This window comes from Pilimelia terevasa, from assembly GCF_014647915.1.
GTDB classification, from domain to species: Bacteria; Actinomycetota; Actinomycetes; order Mycobacteriales; family Micromonosporaceae; genus Pilimelia; species Pilimelia terevasa.
The window spans coordinates 485,095-500,832 of sequence record NZ_BMQC01000001.1 but is presented as its reverse complement, the minus strand read 5'-3'; the positions used below and the strand labels follow the sequence as shown (position 1 = coordinate 500,832).

13 protein-coding genes and 2 pseudogenes are annotated in these 15,738 nt (G+C 74.7%); 6 read left to right on the top strand and 9 right to left on the bottom strand.

Translation table 11 applies throughout. The features are described from left to right. Positions 1-222 precede the first annotated feature (222 nt). A complete protein-coding gene (locus IEY75_RS02420; protein WP_189112471.1) occupies positions 223-1,548 on the bottom strand; it encodes a helix-turn-helix domain-containing protein in 1,326 nt (441 codons plus the stop codon). Between the two features lie 168 nt (positions 1,549-1,716). Between IEY75_RS02420 and IEY75_RS02415 the strand changes: the two genes are divergently transcribed. Together IEY75_RS02415 and IEY75_RS02410 are read left to right on the top strand one after the other, a co-directional pair. Then, complete coding sequence (locus IEY75_RS02415) at positions 1,717-2,496, top strand: DapH/DapD/GlmU-related protein (protein WP_189112612.1); 780 nt, start codon at positions 1,717-1,719, stop codon at positions 2,494-2,496. Next, positions 2,493-3,686: an acyl-CoA dehydrogenase family protein gene (locus IEY75_RS02410; RefSeq protein WP_229789277.1), complete on the top strand. Its 1,194-nt coding sequence runs from the start codon at positions 2,493-2,495 to the stop codon at positions 3,684-3,686. The genes IEY75_RS02415 and IEY75_RS02410 overlap by 4 nt, the downstream gene beginning before the upstream one ends. A 52-nt stretch (positions 3,687-3,738) precedes the next feature. Here IEY75_RS02410 and IEY75_RS02405 read toward each other — a convergent pair whose 3' ends face one another. Further along, positions 3,739-4,218 carry an NUDIX domain-containing protein gene (locus IEY75_RS02405; RefSeq protein ID WP_229789276.1) on the bottom strand — a complete coding sequence of 160 codons (480 nt, stop codon included), beginning with the start codon at positions 4,216-4,218 and terminating at the stop codon, positions 3,739-3,741. Positions 4,219-4,329: 111 nt separating this feature from the next. Here IEY75_RS02405 and IEY75_RS02400 point away from each other — a divergent pair, with 111 nt between their 5' ends. Together IEY75_RS02400 and cofD are read left to right on the top strand one after the other, a co-directional pair. After that, the gene (locus IEY75_RS02400; protein ID WP_189112469.1) at positions 4,330-5,505 is read left to right on the top strand and encodes an aminotransferase class V-fold PLP-dependent enzyme; all 1,176 of its coding nucleotides are present in this window, start codon (positions 4,330-4,332) and stop codon (positions 5,503-5,505) included. A gap of 51 nt (positions 5,506-5,556) precedes the next feature. Further along, entirely contained in the window at positions 5,557-6,513 is a 957-nt protein-coding gene (gene cofD, locus IEY75_RS02395) for a 2-phospho-L-lactate transferase (RefSeq protein WP_189112468.1), read from the top strand. 61 nt (positions 6,514-6,574) lie between these two features. Here the strand turns inward: cofD and IEY75_RS02390 are convergent, their stop codons facing one another. Together IEY75_RS02390 and IEY75_RS02385 are read right to left on the bottom strand one after the other, a co-directional pair. Beyond that, the gene (locus IEY75_RS02390) at positions 6,575-7,393 is read right to left on the bottom strand and encodes a tyrosinase family protein (RefSeq protein WP_189112467.1); all 819 of its coding nucleotides are present in this window, start codon (positions 7,391-7,393) and stop codon (positions 6,575-6,577) included. Between the two features lie 34 nt (positions 7,394-7,427). Further along, positions 7,428-7,856 (bottom strand): tyrosinase family oxidase copper chaperone, encoded by a 429-nt coding sequence (locus tag IEY75_RS02385; protein ID WP_189112466.1) that lies wholly within the window; start codon positions 7,854-7,856, stop codon positions 7,428-7,430. Between the two features lie 473 nt (positions 7,857-8,329). Here IEY75_RS02385 and IEY75_RS02380 point away from each other — a divergent pair. Then, positions 8,330-9,097, top strand: a pseudogene (locus IEY75_RS02380) (coenzyme F420-0:L-glutamate ligase); the annotation flags it as partial. Between the two features lie 40 nt (positions 9,098-9,137). On the opposite strand, the gene IEY75_RS02375 reads toward IEY75_RS02380, so the two are convergent. Together IEY75_RS02375 and IEY75_RS02370 are read right to left on the bottom strand one after the other, a co-directional pair. Next, positions 9,138-9,863 carry an SGNH/GDSL hydrolase family protein gene (locus IEY75_RS02375; RefSeq protein WP_189112464.1) on the bottom strand — a complete coding sequence of 242 codons (726 nt, stop codon included), beginning with the start codon at positions 9,861-9,863 and terminating at the stop codon, positions 9,138-9,140. 106 nt (positions 9,864-9,969) lie between these two features. Next, a complete protein-coding gene (locus IEY75_RS02370; protein ID WP_189112463.1) occupies positions 9,970-10,575 on the bottom strand; it encodes a TetR/AcrR family transcriptional regulator in 606 nt (201 codons plus the stop codon). Positions 10,576-10,670: 95 nt separating this feature from the next. On the opposite strand from IEY75_RS02370, the gene IEY75_RS02365 reads away from it, so the two are divergent. After that, positions 10,671-11,822 (top strand): FAD-dependent monooxygenase, encoded by a 1,152-nt coding sequence (locus IEY75_RS02365; protein ID WP_189112462.1) that lies wholly within the window; start codon positions 10,671-10,673, stop codon positions 11,820-11,822. Between the two features lie 71 nt (positions 11,823-11,893). Here the strand turns inward: IEY75_RS02365 and IEY75_RS02360 are convergent. The 3 genes and pseudogenes from IEY75_RS02360 to IEY75_RS02350 all read right to left on the bottom strand — a co-directional run. Further along, positions 11,894-12,925: pseudogene (locus tag IEY75_RS02360) on the bottom strand (hypothetical protein); the annotation flags it as partial. A 65-nt stretch (positions 12,926-12,990) separates the two neighbouring features. Then, positions 12,991-14,067: a mannose-1-phosphate guanylyltransferase gene (locus tag IEY75_RS02355; protein ID WP_189112461.1), complete on the bottom strand. Its 1,077-nt coding sequence runs from the start codon at positions 14,065-14,067 to the stop codon at positions 12,991-12,993. Between the two features lie 108 nt (positions 14,068-14,175). After that, positions 14,176-15,696: a lysyl oxidase family protein gene (locus tag IEY75_RS02350; RefSeq protein ID WP_189112460.1), complete on the bottom strand. Its 1,521-nt coding sequence runs from the start codon at positions 15,694-15,696 to the stop codon at positions 14,176-14,178. Positions 15,697-15,738 lie beyond the last annotated feature (42 nt).

The following is a 15,738-nucleotide window of genomic DNA, read 5'->3' as shown; positions in this document are numbered from 1 at the left end:
AGCGGGAATTTCCATAGCGGTCTCCCCCTCCGGCAGGTTCGTGGCGCAAGCGCCCGGCGTCCTCACCCACGCAACCCCGTACGACGTAGCTGGTCCGGTCAGTCTGATACACGGTTTCGGACTCCGGATCGTTGCGACAACTCACGTCTCACTGGATTCTCCGAGCAATGAGGGGTGATCTCTGCGGCGCGCTGCTGGTGGCGTCGCACCGCCGTACAGGGACTAGCGCACTCCCACACGCTGCGCGAACTGCTCGATTCCGGGCACGGTGTGCCGTGGCTGACGCAGTAGTTCGGCGGTGAGGCTGGTGGCCCAGGGGCGGTACCGGACCTCTTGCGGAGCGTTACGTTCGGCCGCCGTGAGGGCCTGGAAGGCGGGGCCGGGACGGCCACGGCCGTGCAAGGCAAGGGCGGTGTCCTCCCAGTAACGTGCGCGCCGCTCAATGGTTTTGATCTTTGATGGGTCGACCTGGCGGGCGTAGTCGACGGCGGCTCCATAGTCGCCCAGTTTGCGCGCCACGCTGATCCTGTAGACGTACAGATCGATTGTCGCCAGCGTCGCGCTGGGGTGACTGCCGGCGCGGTGGTGGGCGTGTTCGGCCTCGTCGAGCAGGCTCCACGCCGTGTCGCGGTCATCGCGGATGGCGGCGGTGTACGCGGCTGCGGCCAGCAGGTGTCCGTATGCGGTGGCTTCGACGGGCCGGTTCAGGCCGGTGGCGGCGCTGAGTTCGGCGGCGGCGCGCAGCATGAGGCGTTGGGCGGAGTCGCGGCGTTGGCCACGACGCGCGACAGTGGCGGCCAGTCGGGCCGCTTCAGCTCGCAGCAGTGGATCGTCGCTGGCGGTCGCGGCCTGGCTGGCGCGGTCGGCGGTCGCCCATGCCATGCCGTCGTCGTGAAGCTTGATGAGCAGTTGGGTCGCGATGCCGTAGGCGCGGGTCACGTCGCCGGCGGCGGCCGCTTGCTCCTCGCTCGCGGCTGCGGCGTGGGTGGCGGTTGCCTGGGCCACGAGCCGAGGCAGGCGGCGAGCGAGTTGCTGGTATCGGCAGGCGCGGAAGTCGGCGGCTGCGGCGGCGAGCTGGACGTGTAGCTGCGCTGGCGGTAGTGGTTCGACGGCGATCCGACCGAAGATCACATCTTTCAGGGGGTCCGCAGCGGCGGTGCCGGCGGGCAAGGCGGCGGCCGCGGCTACTGCGACGGTGCCGCCGAGCAGGTTACGTCGATGCATCCGATCACCGCCGTCTTCTCGGGCCGGTTCCAGGTTAACCATGCCTGGCGGCTGGGCCGCGGTGACAGTCGCCGACAGGCCGAGCAGGTCATCCGGCACGCCGTACGCGCGGGCCAAGCGGCGCAGCTCCGCGATCGAACGCGGCGCCCGCCGCCCGCACTCGAGCCGCGAGAGCACGGAGGCGGACAGCTGCATCCGGGCGGCAACCTGCTCCAGCGTCCAGCCGGCCGCGGTGCGGGCCGCCCGCAGGACGGGGCCGACCTGACCGTCAGCGATGGCAGCACCGACCGTTGGAAGGTCGCTCCATCGTGCCTGTTGAGCCACACGCCACCTCCGCGTCGACGCAGGTTCGCGCCATTAGCGTGACCGGCTGTTGCACGTAACGCAAGCGCCTTGCGCAGTCCACACGGGGCCTGTGTCCGCGGCCGTCACGGCGGTGCAGTAGGGGTCCGCCGGCGGTTCAGCCGGTTCGGTTGAAGGGATGCCACGGTGATGTACACCCACTCGTTCATGCAGGCCGCGGCGACAGCCACGGACTTGCACCATGCCGGGCTGTTGGCCGTCGGGGAGCAGTGCACGATCCACCCGTCGTCGGTGTTCTGGCCGCAGGACATGACGGGCAAGCTACGGCCGATAGTCCTCGGCGACCGCGTGGTGATCGGCGCGGGCGCGGTCGTCCACGGCGGGGTCAGGCTGGGCTCCGACGCGCGAATAGGACACCGGGCGATTGTGGGCGAACCGGAGTACGGCTATGCGGTGCGGAATGTGTATGTCGGCGCTGCCGCCGAGACCGTGATCGGTTCCGGGGTGGTGCTACGCGCTGGGGCAGTGCTCTACGCCGGCGTTACGGTGGGAGATGACAGCACCCTCGGTCATCACGTGCTGCTGCGCACCGGAGTCACGGTGGGGTCGAGCAGCCAGCTGGCGGCGAACCTCACCGTCGAGCGCGGCGCCCGCATCGGCTCGGGGGTGCGATGCTCGCCCGGCTCGCACATCACCGCCGACACGGTGATCGCCGACCGGGTGTTTCTCGGCGCCGGAGTCCGCACGGTCAACGACAAGGAGTTGATCTGGCGTGATCCAGCCCACGAGCAACCGCTGCGGCCGCCGCACTTCGAGTACGGATGCAGGGTGGGTTCCGGGGTAGTGGTCATGGCCGGGATTACTGTCGGAGCGCGGGCGCTGGTCGGCGCCGGCGCCGTCGTCACCCGAAATGTCGCCCCGGACGCGGTCGTCTACGGCGTTCCGGCCAGGACGGCAGCGACCCGGTGACCGCTGCGCTGGAGTGGCTGGAGCCGCTGCGCGACGCGGTGCCGGAAGTCAACCTTCGGGGTTGGCATCGGCTGGCAGGGCTGGCCGACTCGATCGCGGACCTCGCGTCGGCGGCGCCGCCGGCCGGAGCCCCGGACAGGCCGCGGTGGTTGCTCGCGCTGCGCACCGAGCTCGCCGGTCGCGGGTACCGCGGCGGGCCGATGTGGCAGACCCTCGCCCAGTTTGTCGCCGGGTTCCATGACCTTGACTTCCGTGACGCCACCGGCGCCGGGCACGCCGCGATGATCGTGCGCCACGCGCCCGCCGGGACCGCGGCGCTCTGGCGGCAGCGCGTCGACGGCGGCGCGCTGGTCGGCATCGCCGCTACCGAGCGGCACGGCGGGTCACGCATCCGCCAGATCAGCACCAGCGCCCGGGAAGTCGGCAGCCGCTGGCTGCTGTCCGGCGAGAAGTGCTGGGTATCACGGCTGGCCGAAGCGACAGCGCTGGTGGTGTTCTTCCGCGACCCGCACTCGGCGATCACCGCCGCCGTCGTGGACACTGACCGGCCGGGCCTCACCCGGCAGCTCACACCACCGGTAGGGCTTGGCGGCTGGTCCTGGGGCGCTCTGCAACTGCGCGACGTCGCAGTGGACCCGACCGTTGACCTCCTCGGAGGTCCTGGCGCCGGCCTGGCGGTGTTCCGCCAGCACTTCACGGCCTTCCGGCCGCTGGTCGGCGCTACGGCATTGGGCGCCGCGGCCGGAGTCCACACCCTGGTCCGCCGGACCCTTGCCGGCAGACACGCAGCCGGCGTCATCGATCGCGTCCGCGACAACGCGCTGATCGCATTGGGCCGCGCGCACGGCGAGCTGACCGCCGCGCTGCTGGCCACCCTGCATACCAGCCGACTGGCGGCGACCGGCCACCCACATGCTGATCTGGCCGCCCGAGTCGGGAAGGCGGTCGGCGTTGACGTCGCACATCGCGCCGTCGCAGAACTGGCGCCCTTGATCGGCGCTGCTGGATTCGTTGCCGGCTCGCCGATCGCCAAGGCCCGCGCGGACCTCGGTGGGCTGCTGTACGCCGACGGCATTCACGACGCCCTGTATCGCTCGGCCGGCGGCACCCTGCTGACCGCTTACGGCACGTCGGGCAGAGCTCCTGATCCCGAATCGAAGGGAATCGAAGGGATCAGGAGCGCGGCCTGAGCCAGCGGCCGGGGCGGCGTCGGTGGCGCCGCCCCGGCTACTGGTGTTCCGGTCAGGCGTAGCCGTTCTCCAGGTAGACCGTCGATCCGGCCAGCGCGGCCTCCCACGCCGCCGCCGCCCGTCGTGCCAGCAGCGGCGACAGCCGCTCGGCAGCCTCCTGCCGGCTACACCACCGCCAGGACCGCAGCTCGTCGGCGGGCAGCTTGACCGCGGCCGCAGCAGCCGCGGTCAGCGTGCCGCCGTCGAAGACGAACATCAGCCCTTCGGTGCGGCCTTCGCGCGGCGGCACCCAGTCCACGGCCAGCAGTCGGCCGGGCCGCACCACGAGCCCGAGCTCTTCCTTGATCTCCCGCGCCGCCGCGTCGCGGGGCGACTCGTCGGCATTCACCGCACCGCCCGGGATTTCCCAGTAGTCCTTGTACGTCGGTTCCACGATCAGCACCCGCCCCCGGGCGTCGTGGAAGAGGACCGCGGCGGCCGCCCGCTTCCGGGCCAGGGTCGCGGTGTAGTCGGCTGCCGGTGAAGATGTCACCAGGCCAGCGTAGGTGTCGAGAGCAAGCCGGGCGGCCGGGCACCGGTCACCCATCGTCGCGGCTGTCCGCTGTCGCCGCCGTACGTCACCGCGTCCTCGTAGGGTGGCGGGATGGACGCCGGAACCGTCGCCGCCCGCCTCGCCCCGCACTACGCGCGGGCCGGGGTCGCCACCCGGCTCGCCCTCACCGGGCACGCGTTCCAGGCCTGGCCGGACGTCGCCCGCGCGGCCGTGCTCGCCGCGTGCGACGACGCCGCCGACCTGCTCGACGGCGCCTGGGCGCCGGCCGCGGCACAGGCCGACCGGGTGCGCGCCGGCTACCGCGCGCTGCTGGGGGACCCGGCGGGGACGGTCGCCCTGGCGCCGCACACCCACGAGCTGGTCCTGCGGTTCCTCTCGACCCTCGACCTGGCCCGCCGGCCGCGGCTGGTGACGACCAACGGCGAGTTCCACAGCCTGCGCCGGCAGCTCGACCGGCTCGCCGAGGCGGGCCTGCGCGTGGTGCGGGTACCGGCCGAGCCGGTCGGGTCGCTGGCGGCCCGGGTGGCCGGCGAGGTGGACGGCCGGACGGCGGCCGTCCTGCTGTCGACGGTCCTGTACGAGACCTCGCTGCGCGTCCCGGACCTGCCCGACCTGGCGGCGGCCTGCACCCGGCACGGGGCGGAGCTGCTGCTGGACGTGTACCACGCGCTGGGGGTCGCCCCGGTCGACGCCGCCGCGCTGCCGACCGCCTGGCTCGTCGGCGGCGGGCTGAAGTACCTCCAGCTCGGCGGCGGCAACTGCTTCCTGCGGGTACCGGCGCACGCCGCCGCGGCGCGGCCGGTGCTGACCGGCTGGTTCGCCGAACCGGTGCCGCCGCCCGCGCCCCCGGCGGTCGGGTACGTCACCGGCGACGACCGCTTCGCCGGCGCCACCTACGACCCGGTGAGCCACTACCGCGCGGCGGCGGTGCTGGACTTCCACGCCGCGCAGGGGCTGACGCCGGCCCTGCTGCGGGACGTCGCGCTGCGCCAGCGGGCCGTGCTGACGGCGGCGTTCGACGCGCTGGACCTGCCGCCGGAGGTCGTCGACCGGGACCGCGGCCGGCCGGCGGCGGCGTTCGGCGGGTTCCTGGCGCTGCGCACCCCGCACGCCGCGGCGCTGCGGGCGGACCTCGCCGCGCACGGCGTCCGGGTGGACCACCGCGGCGCGCACCTGCGGCTCGGCCCGGCGCCGTACCTGTCCGACGGGCAGCTCGCGGCCGCCGTCGGGGTGCTGGGCGAGGCGGCGGCGCGGCTGCGGCGGTGAACCGGGGGCGGGATGATGCGCGGGACGCCGCCGGCAGGCGAAGATGGAGCCATGCGGATCGTGGTCTTGACGGGCGGGATCGGTGGCGCGCGCTTCCTGCGGGGCGTCCGGGCGTACGCGGCGGCGGACGGCGCCGCGGTCACCGCGGTGGTGAACGTCGGCGACGACGCGATCATGCACGGGCTGCGGATCTGCCCGGACCTGGACTCCGTCCTCTACACCCTGGGCGGCGGCGCCGACCCGGAGCGCGGCTGGGGGCGGGCCGGCGAGAGCTGGACGGTCGCCGACGAGCTGGCGGCGTACGGGGCGGAGCCGCAGTGGTTCAGCCTCGGTGACCGGGACCTGGCGACCCACCTGGTGCGGACCACGATGCTCAACGCCGGGTACCCGCTCTCGGCCGTCGCGGCGGCGCTGAGCCGGCGCTGGAAGCCGGGGGTGGACCTGCTGCCGGCCACCGACCAGCGGCTGGAGACGCACGTCGTCGTCGAGGACGGCGACGGGCAGCGGGCGATCCACTTCCAGGAGTGGTGGGTGCGGCACCGGGCGCAGCTCGCCGCGCGCCGGTTCGTCTTCGTCGGGGCGGACCAGGCCGAGCCCGCGCCCGGGGTGTGCGAGGCGCTGGCGGCGGCCGACGTCGTCCTGATCGCCCCCAGCAACCCGGTGGTCAGCATCGCGCCGGTCCTCGCGGTACCGGGGCTGCGCGAGGCCGTCGTCGCCGGACCGGCGCCGGTGGTGGGCGTGTCGCCGATCATCGACGGCACGCCGGTGCGCGGGATGGCGGACAAGTGCCTGGCGGCGGTGGGGGCGCAGTGCTCGGCAGCGGGCGTGGGGGCGCTGTACGGCGCGCGGTCCGCGGGCGGGCTGCTCGACGCCTGGCTGGTGGACGAGGTGGACGCCGACGCCGCGGTGCCGGGCGTCGCGGTGCACCCGGTCCCCCTGTGGATGACCGACGACGATGCGACGGAGGCCATGGTCCGCGCCGCCCTGCGCGCCGCCCAGAGCCGCTGAACCGCCCGTCGGCTGGCCCGGGCCGGGGAGGGGCGCCCGCGCCGGGCGCCCCTCGCGCCGGTCAGGCGTAGGTGTAGCGGGGGCGGTGGTCCAGGACGTCGGCCGGCCGCACGCCCGTGAAGGGCTGGAGGACCTCGTTGAGGTCCACGACGCCGGAGGTGCCGCTGCCCGGCAGGTAGCGGGTGCTGTCGTACCCCCACCGGGTCTGCCACTGCGACCACAGCCGGTCGATGTTGGCGTGGTGCAGCCAGAAGACCGGGTCGTTGGGCGAGTCCTGCAGAGCCATGTGCCCGCCGACCCACACGTGCACCGAGTTGTGGATGTTGGGGCTGACCCAACCCTCCATGCGGTTGCGCATCCCGCTGCCGCTGGAGCTGTTCCACGGCGACGCGTCGTACGTGGACACGCCCAGCACCGTGCTGACGTTGGCCGCCGACGGCAGGGTGCCGCCCATGGCCCGCCGCAGCGACGTGGACGTACTGCTGCTGACGTTGATCCGCCAGTTGGCCGACCCGGCGAACGGCCCGGTGGTGACGGGGCCGTTGCCGCCGGAGCCGTTGCCGCCCAGGAAGTCCGAGGTCCAGGGCGCCGACGTCGTGGTGCGGTCGACGGTCCAGTCCCAGTACGGCAGGTCGACGGCCGGGTTGTGCACCTTGAGGGCGTTCTCGAACTCGATCAGGTACTGCCGGTGCCACGGCAGGAAGGACGGCGACTGGTGGGCGTACCGGTGGCTGTTGACCACGGCGAAGTACTGCATGTGGGTCGAGACGAACCAGTCGTAGTTGCGGCCGCCGGCCTGGGCCTTGAGGGCCTTGACCGCGGCGACGAAGGCCGTCTTCTCGGTGGCGGTGAGGTCGCGCGCGTTCTTGCGGGTACCCACGATGGGCTGCCTTTCTGCGGAAGGGAGGGGCTGGTCAGCGGTGGTCGTGGTCGTCGCCGGCCAGGTCGGTCAGCTCGGCGTCGCCGAGGGTTTCGACCGCCTTCTTCGCAAGCTTGAGCAGCCCGTCCTTCTTGTCTCTCTCGTCGATGGGGAAGGGCTCGTAGTGGGTCAGGGCGCTGATGGCGACGTCCATCGTCTCCCTGCTGTCCTCGGCCACCGGCACCTGCAGCACCATGATCCCGAGCTTCTTGCCGTTGATGGACACCTTGTGCTTCTTGTTGCCCTTGTCGTGGACACCCTTGATCTTCTTGCCCTTGTACTCCTGGTCGAAGTCCCGCGGGTCGTCCGGCGCCGGGGTGGCCGCGGTGGCGCCCGAGGTCACGTACGAGGCTCCGGCGGCGGTGGCGGCGGCGGCCGCGGAGGCGGCGCCGTACCGCAGCAGGTCGCGACGGTCCAGAGTCATGGTGGGTGGTCCTCCCTTGTCGAGCCGTGGCAACGGCGCCCGCCCGGCCCGGCGGGAGGGCGCCCGCGCGGCTGACCGGCGGGGCGCGGTACCCCCCGTCCGTCCGCGCGACATACGGCAAGGCGACCGCGTGTAGTGAGCACGCCGTCGCCGAGTGCACGCAACGTAGCAACGGGTTCTCGACGGGTTCAACGGCGCGCACCGCGGGGGATTGAGCCGAATGGACAGACATCACCTCCACCTATCGGTCACGATCGATCCCTTGTCGAGGGTGCCGCAGGCCGGCGGCGGTCGGCGCCGCGCACCGGAAGTTCCAGAACGTCCCCGATCAATCACTATCTGCAATAGTCGACAGAGCGCACGCAACCCTGTTCGCGGAGTCAACCGGGCATATGCGGTAGCCGAGCGTCACTCCGGCGCGGCCGGCGCTGCCCCGCGCGCGCGACCCCGGCCGGCGGCGGCATCATGGCCGCATGACGTTGCGGATCCTGCCGGTCACCGGCATCGGCGAGGTCGGCGCCGGGGACGACCTGGCGGCGCTCGTCCACGGCGCGGCGCCCGACCTGGCGGCCGGCGACGTCGTGGTGGTCACGAGCAAGATCGTGTCGAAGGCGGAGGGGCGGCTGGTCGCGGTACCCGCCGCGGGGCCGGACCGGGACCGGGCCCGCGCCGCGGCCGTGCGCGCCGAGAGCACCGACGTGGTGGCCGTGCGCGGCGGCACGCGGATCGTCCGCACCCGCCACGGCTTCGTCCTCAACGGGGCCGGGATCGACGCGTCCAACGTGCCGCCCGGGCGCCTGGCCCTGCTGCCGCGGGACCCCGACGCCTCCGCCCGCGCGCTGCGGGCGGCGCTGCGCGACCGGTACGCCCGGCGCGTCGCGGTGATCGTCTCGGACACCGCGGGCCGGGCCTGGCGGATCGGCCAGACCGACCTCGCCCTGGGCTGCGCCGGCCTGCCGCCGCTGCGCGACCACCGCGGGGAGACCGACCCCTACGGCAACCCGCTCACCGTCACGCAGATCGCCGTCGCCGACGAGCTGGCGGCCGCGGCCGAGCTGGTCAAGGGCAAGTGCGCGGGCGTGCCGGTGGCGGTCGTCCGCGGCTACCCGCTGACCGGCGACGAACCCGACGGCCCCGGGGTGGCCGCCCTGCTGCGCGCCCGCAGCGAGGACATGTTCGCCGAGGGCGTGGCCGAGGCGTACGCCCGCGGCCACCGCGACGGCCGCGCCGGCCGCCCGGAGTCCCCCGGCGGCTGAGTGCGCCGACCGCGGCGCCGGCCCGCTACGCCCGCCGGGGCGGCAGGGCCGGGGCGAGCGCCGCCGCCCACCGGGCGGCCATCTCGGCGTACCCGCGGTCGTTGGGGTGCAGCGGGTCGGCGAGGTCGCGGCGGGGGTCCAGCGCGGTCATGTCGGCGACGGCGGCGCCGTACCGCCGGGCCAGGAGCACGACCCGGTCGTTGTACCAGCCGATCCGCTCCTGCACGGCCGGCTCGTCGGCGGGCGCCAGCCGGGCCAGGACGACGGCGGTCGACGGCCGGTTGGCGCGGATCTCGCCGAGCAGCGCGGCGAGGCGCTCGGCGACGCTGTCGAGCCGGTCGACGCGGCGCAGGTCGTTCGTCCCGACGTGGATCAGCACGATGTCGGGGCGGTACGCGGCCATCAGGGTGGGTACCCGCTCGCGCAGCCGGTCCACCCGCCAGCCCGGGTAGGCGGCCAGGTCCGGGTCGGGGCCGGCGCCGTGCCGCAGCGGCCCGACGAAGTCGACGCGGTGGCCGGCGGCGGTGAGCCGCGCGTACAGCGGCGCCCGCCAGCCGCCGCCGTCGCGGCTGCCGGTCCCCCAGGTGATGGAGTCGCCCATCGGCATGATGCGGACCGGCGGGCCCGCGGCCGACCGGACGTCCTGCGCGGTGACGGCGCGCCAGGGCAGGAGCGCGGCGAGCCCCGCCACCGCCAGGGCCGCCGCCGGCCAGGCGGCGCCGCGCCGCCGTCGTGCTGAGTGCCTGCCCACCGCCACCTCCGGCCCGCTCCGTAACTCGACCGGATTACCCCATTAGCGGTGTTTAACACCCGCAGGCCCGTTTCTCCGCGACGCGGCACGGCGACGGCGGTTCCGCTCAGTCGGGGCGGCGGGCGCCCGGACCGCCCAGCAGGCACACCAGCAGCTCCCGGAAGCCGGCGCGCAGCTTCGGGAGGTCCGGCGGCGCCGCGCTGCCCGCGCCGACGATCGCGTCGAAGACGACGCCCTCCATCCAGTGCAGGACGATGCCGCCGTGCCGCCGCGGCGCGGGCGAGCCCAGCGCGGCGAGGACCGCGGCGATCGGCGCGCGGAACCGGGCGCCGGCCGCGTTGTACCGCTCCCGCAGCGCCGGGTTGCGGGTCGCCTCCATCGCCAGCTCCCACCGGGCGAGCATCCGGGACCGGCCGGCGTGCAGCGCGTGGTGGGCGAAGCCCGCGCCGAGCGCGACGACCGCGTCGAGGTCGGCGGGCAGCGGCCGGCCGTCGGCGAGCCCGGCCTCGGCGCTGTCCAGGGCGACGAGGCGGTCGCACACCAGCTCCAGCAGGGCCAGGCGGGTGCGGGCGTAGTACGAGGTCGACCCGGCCGGGAGGCCGGCCGCCGCGTCGACGGCGCGGTGCGTCAACCCGCGCAGGCCCCGCGCCGCGATGACCTCGATGGCGGCGTCGCCCAGGCGGGCGGCGCGGGAGGTGTCCGGTGATGCCACTCACACATCGTAGGCGATGGCTCTACAGACGTAGAGAGCCGCCCTCTACAGGCGTAGAGTCCTGGCTACGGGAGAGGGCAGCGGAGGGAGACGCCATGCGCAACGCGATCGTCGTCGGCGGCGGGATCGGCGGGCTCAGCGCCGCCGTCGGACTGCACCGGGCCGGGTGGCGGGTCACCGTCCTGGAGCGCGCGCCGGAGATCCGCGCGATCGGGGCGGGCATCGGGCTGTGGCCCAACGCCCTGCGCGCGCTGGGGACCCTCGGCCTCGGCGACGCGGTCGCCGCCATCGCCGAACCGCAGCGCGACGGCGGCCTGCGCACCGCCGCCGGCCGCTGGCTGACCCGCTGGGACGGCCGCCGCCTGGAGGCGGCCATGGGCGGCCCCGTCCTCGTCGTGTACCGGCCCCAGCTCCACGACCTGCTGCGCGCGGCCCTGCCCGCGGACTGCTTCCACACCGGCGCCGAGGTGCGCGGCGCCACCCCCGACGGCCGGGTCGACGCCGACCTGGACCTGCCGCCGGCCGACCTGGTGGTCGCCGCCGACGGCATCCGCAGCCGCCTGCGCGGCCACCTGGTCCCCGGCCACCCCGGCCCGGTGTACAGCGGCACCACCGCGTGGCTCGGCGTCGCGCCGCAGCCGCCCGCCCACGGCCCGTGCGGGTACTGGGGCGAGGGCCGGGAGGTCGGCATCCTGCCGCTGGTCGACGGGCGCACCTACTGGTACACCGGCGCCCTCGCCCCGGCCGGCCAGCGCGCGGCCGACGAGAAGGCCGCGGTCCTGGACCGGTTCCGGGGCTGGCACGCCCCGATCCTGGACACCATCCGGTCGACGCCGGCCGGACAGGTCATCCACCTCGACCTGTACCACCTCGCCACGCCGCTGGACACCTACGTGCACGGCCGCGTCGCCCTGCTCGGCGACGCCGCCCACGCGACCGTCCCCTTCCTGGGCCTGGGGGCCGCGCAGGCGATCGAGGACGCGGCCACGCTGGTGTGGGCGGTCCGCACGCAGCCCGACCTCGACACCGCGCTCGACGTCTACGACCGGGTCCGCCGGCCCCGCAGCCAGGCGGCGGCCCGGGCGTCGGTGCGGGCCGGCCGGTTCGGGCCGTACGTGACCGGCCGGCTCGCCACGGCCCTGCGCGACGCGGTCGTCCGGCTGACCCCCCAGTCGGTGGCGACCCGTCCGATGGCCGCCCTCGCCGACTGGTCGCTGCCCGACGGCACCGGCGGCCGTACCGCCTAAGGAGCCGCCGCGAGGCCGGTGGCCCCGTCGGGTTGCGGGGTCCCGCCGGGTTCCGCGGCCTCGTCGCAGTCGACCAGCAGGGCGATCCGGTGGTCCTCGTCGGTCACGTAGTAGCGGTGGCCGTCGCCCTCGGCCAGCCCCTCGACGTGGTGCAGGGGCGCCAGGTCGGCGACGAGCCGGCCCGGGACCGCGGCGCCGGCACAGGCGTCGGGCAGCGGGAAGCGGACGTGCCGGCAGTACACGTCGCCGCCCTCGGGGTGGTCGTCGAGCAGGGCCGACTGCTTGCCGAGCGCGTCGATCGAGCCGACGACCGCGTCGAACCCCCCGTCGGGGCGGTCGGCGAGCGCGCGGAAGCCGGTGAGCTGGCCAGGCGGCGTCACCCCGGTCACGGCGTACACGCCCACCGCGTGCGGCCACGTCTGCTCGGCCTCGAACATCCCGGCCACGCCGCCCAGCTCCACCAGCAGCGGCGCGCCGTCGGCGGCCACCGGGTACCGCAGGCCGAGCAGCAGCGTCCCGCGCGCGGTCCAGGCCGCGGCCTCCACATTGACCGGCAGGTCCGCCGGGTCCAGCCGGGCCACCCACCGCTTGCCGCGCGCGTGGCCGCGGCGGATCGTCTCGACGATGAAGCGCTCGCGGACCCACTCCCCCGGCGTGGCCAGCGCCAGGCCGCTGCGGCGCAGCGCGTCGTTGATCGTGCGGTGCAGGCGGAAGCGGTTGCGGACCACGTGCAGCCGCGGCACCCCGTCGGCGGCCTCGTCCTCCCGGAACCGGGCGACGAAGCCGCGCTTGGCGCGCAGCGGGCCGCGCTTGGAGCCGAAGTGCGACCCCACGACGTACACCCAGCCGTCGTGCCGGGACAGCGCCTCGCCGTCCTCGGTCCGGCCCTCCTCGGCGCCCGCGTCGACCCACTGGTGGTGGCCGGCCCACCGGCCGTCGGCGCCCTCCACCAGCAGGGCCAGGCACTCCTCGACGGGCCCCTCGTCCAGCACCGTCCAGAATGCCCGCCGGGCGCCGTGCGCGGCGAGCACCGCGGGCGACCGGACCGGGAGCAGGTCGCTGGCCTCGTTGCCGCCGACGGTCAACACCACCTCGGTCCGCATGAGCGCACGGTACCCGGCCGGCGCCCGCGGCGCAGCCGCCCCGGCGCGGCGATCGGCGCCCCGCGCTAGAGCAGGGCGCGGGTGTCCGGGCCGTCCAGCGCGGTGACCAGGCGTTTGACGTCCTGGGCCCGGTCCCGCGGGCACACCATGACCGCGTCGGCGGTTTCCACGACCACGAGGTCGCGGACGCCGACGGCGCTGACCAGGCGGCCCGACCCGGCGACGACCACCGTGCCGGCGCAGTCCTCCAGCAGCGTCGGGCCGTCGCCGAGCACGACGTTGCCCGCGGCGTCGGCGGGCAGCACGTCGCCGAGGGTGTGGAAGTCGCCGACGTCGTTCCAGCCGAAGTCCCCCGGCACGGTGGCGACCAGGCCCGCCGCGGCGGCGCCCTCCATCACCGCGTAGTCGACGGAGATCCGGCGCAGTGTCGGCCACACGGCGCCCATGACCGCGTCCTGCTCCGGGCCGCCCCACGCGTCGGCGATCCGGGACAGCCCGGCGTGCAGGTCGGGGCACTGCCGCGCCAGCTCGGCCAGGAAGGTCCGCACCTGCCAGACGAACATGCTGGCGTTCCAGAGGTAGTCGCCCGAGCGCACGTACCGCTGCGCGGTCGCCGCGTCGGGCTTCTCCCGGAACTCCGCCACCCGGCGCACCGGACCCTGCGCGGCGCCGAGCTGGAGGTAGCCGTACCCGGTCTCGGCGCGGGTGGGGGTGATGCCGACCGTCATCAGGTGGCCGGCGCGCGCGCCCTCGACCGCCTGGCCGATCACGGCCTGGAACGCGGCCGGGTCGGCGATCAGGTGGTCGGCGGCGAAGGCGCCCATCACCGCGTCCGGGTCGCGGCGCGCGATCAGCGCGGCCGCCAGGCCGATCGCCGCGCAGGAGTCGCGCGGCGAGGGCTCGACGACGACGTTGCCCTCGGGCAGCGCCGGGAGCTGGCGGGCCACGGCGGCGGCATGCGCGGCGCCGGTCACGACGTACGTGCGGTCGGCCCCGGCCAGCGGGGCGAGCCGGTCGACGGTGGCCTGGAGCAGCGAGGCCGGCGTCCCGGTCAGCGGGTGCAGGAACTTGGGGTGGCCGGCGCGGGACAGCGGCCACAGCCGCGTGCCGCTGCCGCCGGCCGGGATGACCGCGTACAGCATGGCGCCCATGATTACATGTGCGCGCTATGCCGCATTATGCACGTCGGCCCCGGCCGCCCGGGGGCGGTCGGGGCCGACGTGTCGGCGTAGCTCAGCGGGGCGTCCCGCTCAGCGGCGCGTCTCGCTGGAGACCTGGACCTGGCCGACGGGCGGCACGCTGACGGTCCGGGCGCCCGGGCGGCCGCCGAGGACGACGGTGCGCAGGGACGTGTTGTTGTCCTGGGTCTTCTCGTGCAGGCTGCCGTTGGGGTTCGCGGTCACCTGGATCTGGTACGTGCCGTTGGCGACGTCGGTGATGTCGAACTCCTGGTCGGGCCGCTCGGGGCCGTAGGTGTCGCCCCAGCCGACGTCCATCCGCTGGCTGACCTCCATCTCCGTCTCGCCGCCGCACTCGTTGACCCGCAGCCCGAGGTTGCCGGGGCGGGCGACGGCGTGCGCGCCGAGCAGGTCGACCTGGTCGGTGTTGGCGATGCAGAACGCCTCCTTGGCGCTCTTGACCGCCACCGAGCCGTCCCGGTTCAGCAGCTTGTACCCGGCGAAGTCCTGGAAGTGCCAGTGCAGGTGCAGCGGGCGCGGGTCCCACTCCATGCCGCCCACGCGCACGTACCCGGTCTCCTTGCCGGCGGCGTCGAAGAAGTACTGGTACGCCTCCATCAGCGGCTCGTTGGTGTTGCGGAAGCCCTGCACGTACAGCGGGGCGTCGCCGTCGGCCCACACGGTCGAGCCGAACTTCACCAGGTCCCGGTCCGGCACGCCGTCGGCGGTGGTGCCGTGGTCGGTGGAGATGTCCCAGGCCGGTACCGCGCGCAGGTCCGGCAGGAGGCCGCCGGCCGGCACGCCCTCCGGGCCGACCGGGCGCCGGACGCGGCCGGGCTGCTCACCCCGGGGCCCATCCAGCGCGAGCTTGCGCCGCTCCTGCGGGGACAGGGCCGGGTCGGCCGGCTTGGCCGGGCGGACCACCCGCAGCTTGATCGTCTTGGCGGCGTGCTCCGCCGGGATGCCGAAGATCTCGCGGTAGTTCTCGGCGACGGAGAGCCGCGCCGTGTACTGGCCCAGGCGCAGGGGCAGCGCCACGTTGTTGTCCTCGGCGAAGAAGGGCATCAGGCCCCACTTGCGCGGCATCCCCCACAGGTTGCTCAGGCCGAACGGGTTGGCCTTGCAGGCCACCGGGTACGGGTTGGCGCCGGGGGCGTCGGGCCCCATCCGGGTGTCGGCGCCGTTGAGGCACAGCGGCAGCTCCTGCTCGACGACGACGTCGCCCTTGCTGTTGCTGACGGCGAGGTCGAAGAAGTGGGGCAGGCGGTTGAGGTCGGTGACCAGGTTGCGCGGCAGGACCATGTCCTTGGTCCCGTCGGCCTTGTCCCGGATGACCCGCACCTCGACGGGCTTGTCGTAGGCCGGTCGCCGCACGTGCAGCTCCAGCGGCTTGTCCCCGTTGATCAGGTACATGTCGAGGTCGCCGTACGCGAGGTTGGTCTCGGGATCGAGTTCGGCCTCGGTCGTCGTCTCGAAGGTGGCGAGGCGCAGCGCAGGATCGGCGGGTGCGGCCGCCTGGGCGACGCTGAACGTCGCCGTCACGGCGAGCACGGCGCTCGACGCATAGATCAGGCCCCGAATGAGCGGTGTCACAGAGTCCCCCTGTGGCGGTAAAGACAAAGATGGACGCAGATG

What these genes read in the sequence shown, in the direction of transcription:
- IEY75_RS02415 (WP_189112612.1), top strand. Translation starts at nt 1,717, where the DNA reads ATGTACACCCACTCGTTCATGCAGGCCGCGGCGACAGCCACGGACTTG.
- cofD (WP_189112468.1), top strand. Translation starts at nt 5,557, where the DNA reads ATGCGGATCGTGGTCTTGACGGGCGGGATCGGTGGCGCGCGCTTCCTG.
- IEY75_RS02355 (WP_189112461.1), bottom strand. Translation starts at nt 14,067, where the DNA reads ATGCTGTACGCGGTCATCCCGGCCGGCGGCAGCGGCACGCGGCTGTGG.
- IEY75_RS02385 (WP_189112466.1), bottom strand. Translation starts at nt 7,856, where the DNA reads ATGACTCTGGACCGTCGCGACCTGCTGCGGTACGGCGCCGCCTCCGCG.
- IEY75_RS02365 (WP_189112462.1), top strand. Translation starts at nt 10,671, where the DNA reads ATGCGCAACGCGATCGTCGTCGGCGGCGGGATCGGCGGGCTCAGCGCC.
- IEY75_RS02400 (WP_189112469.1), top strand. Translation starts at nt 4,330, where the DNA reads ATGGACGCCGGAACCGTCGCCGCCCGCCTCGCCCCGCACTACGCGCGG.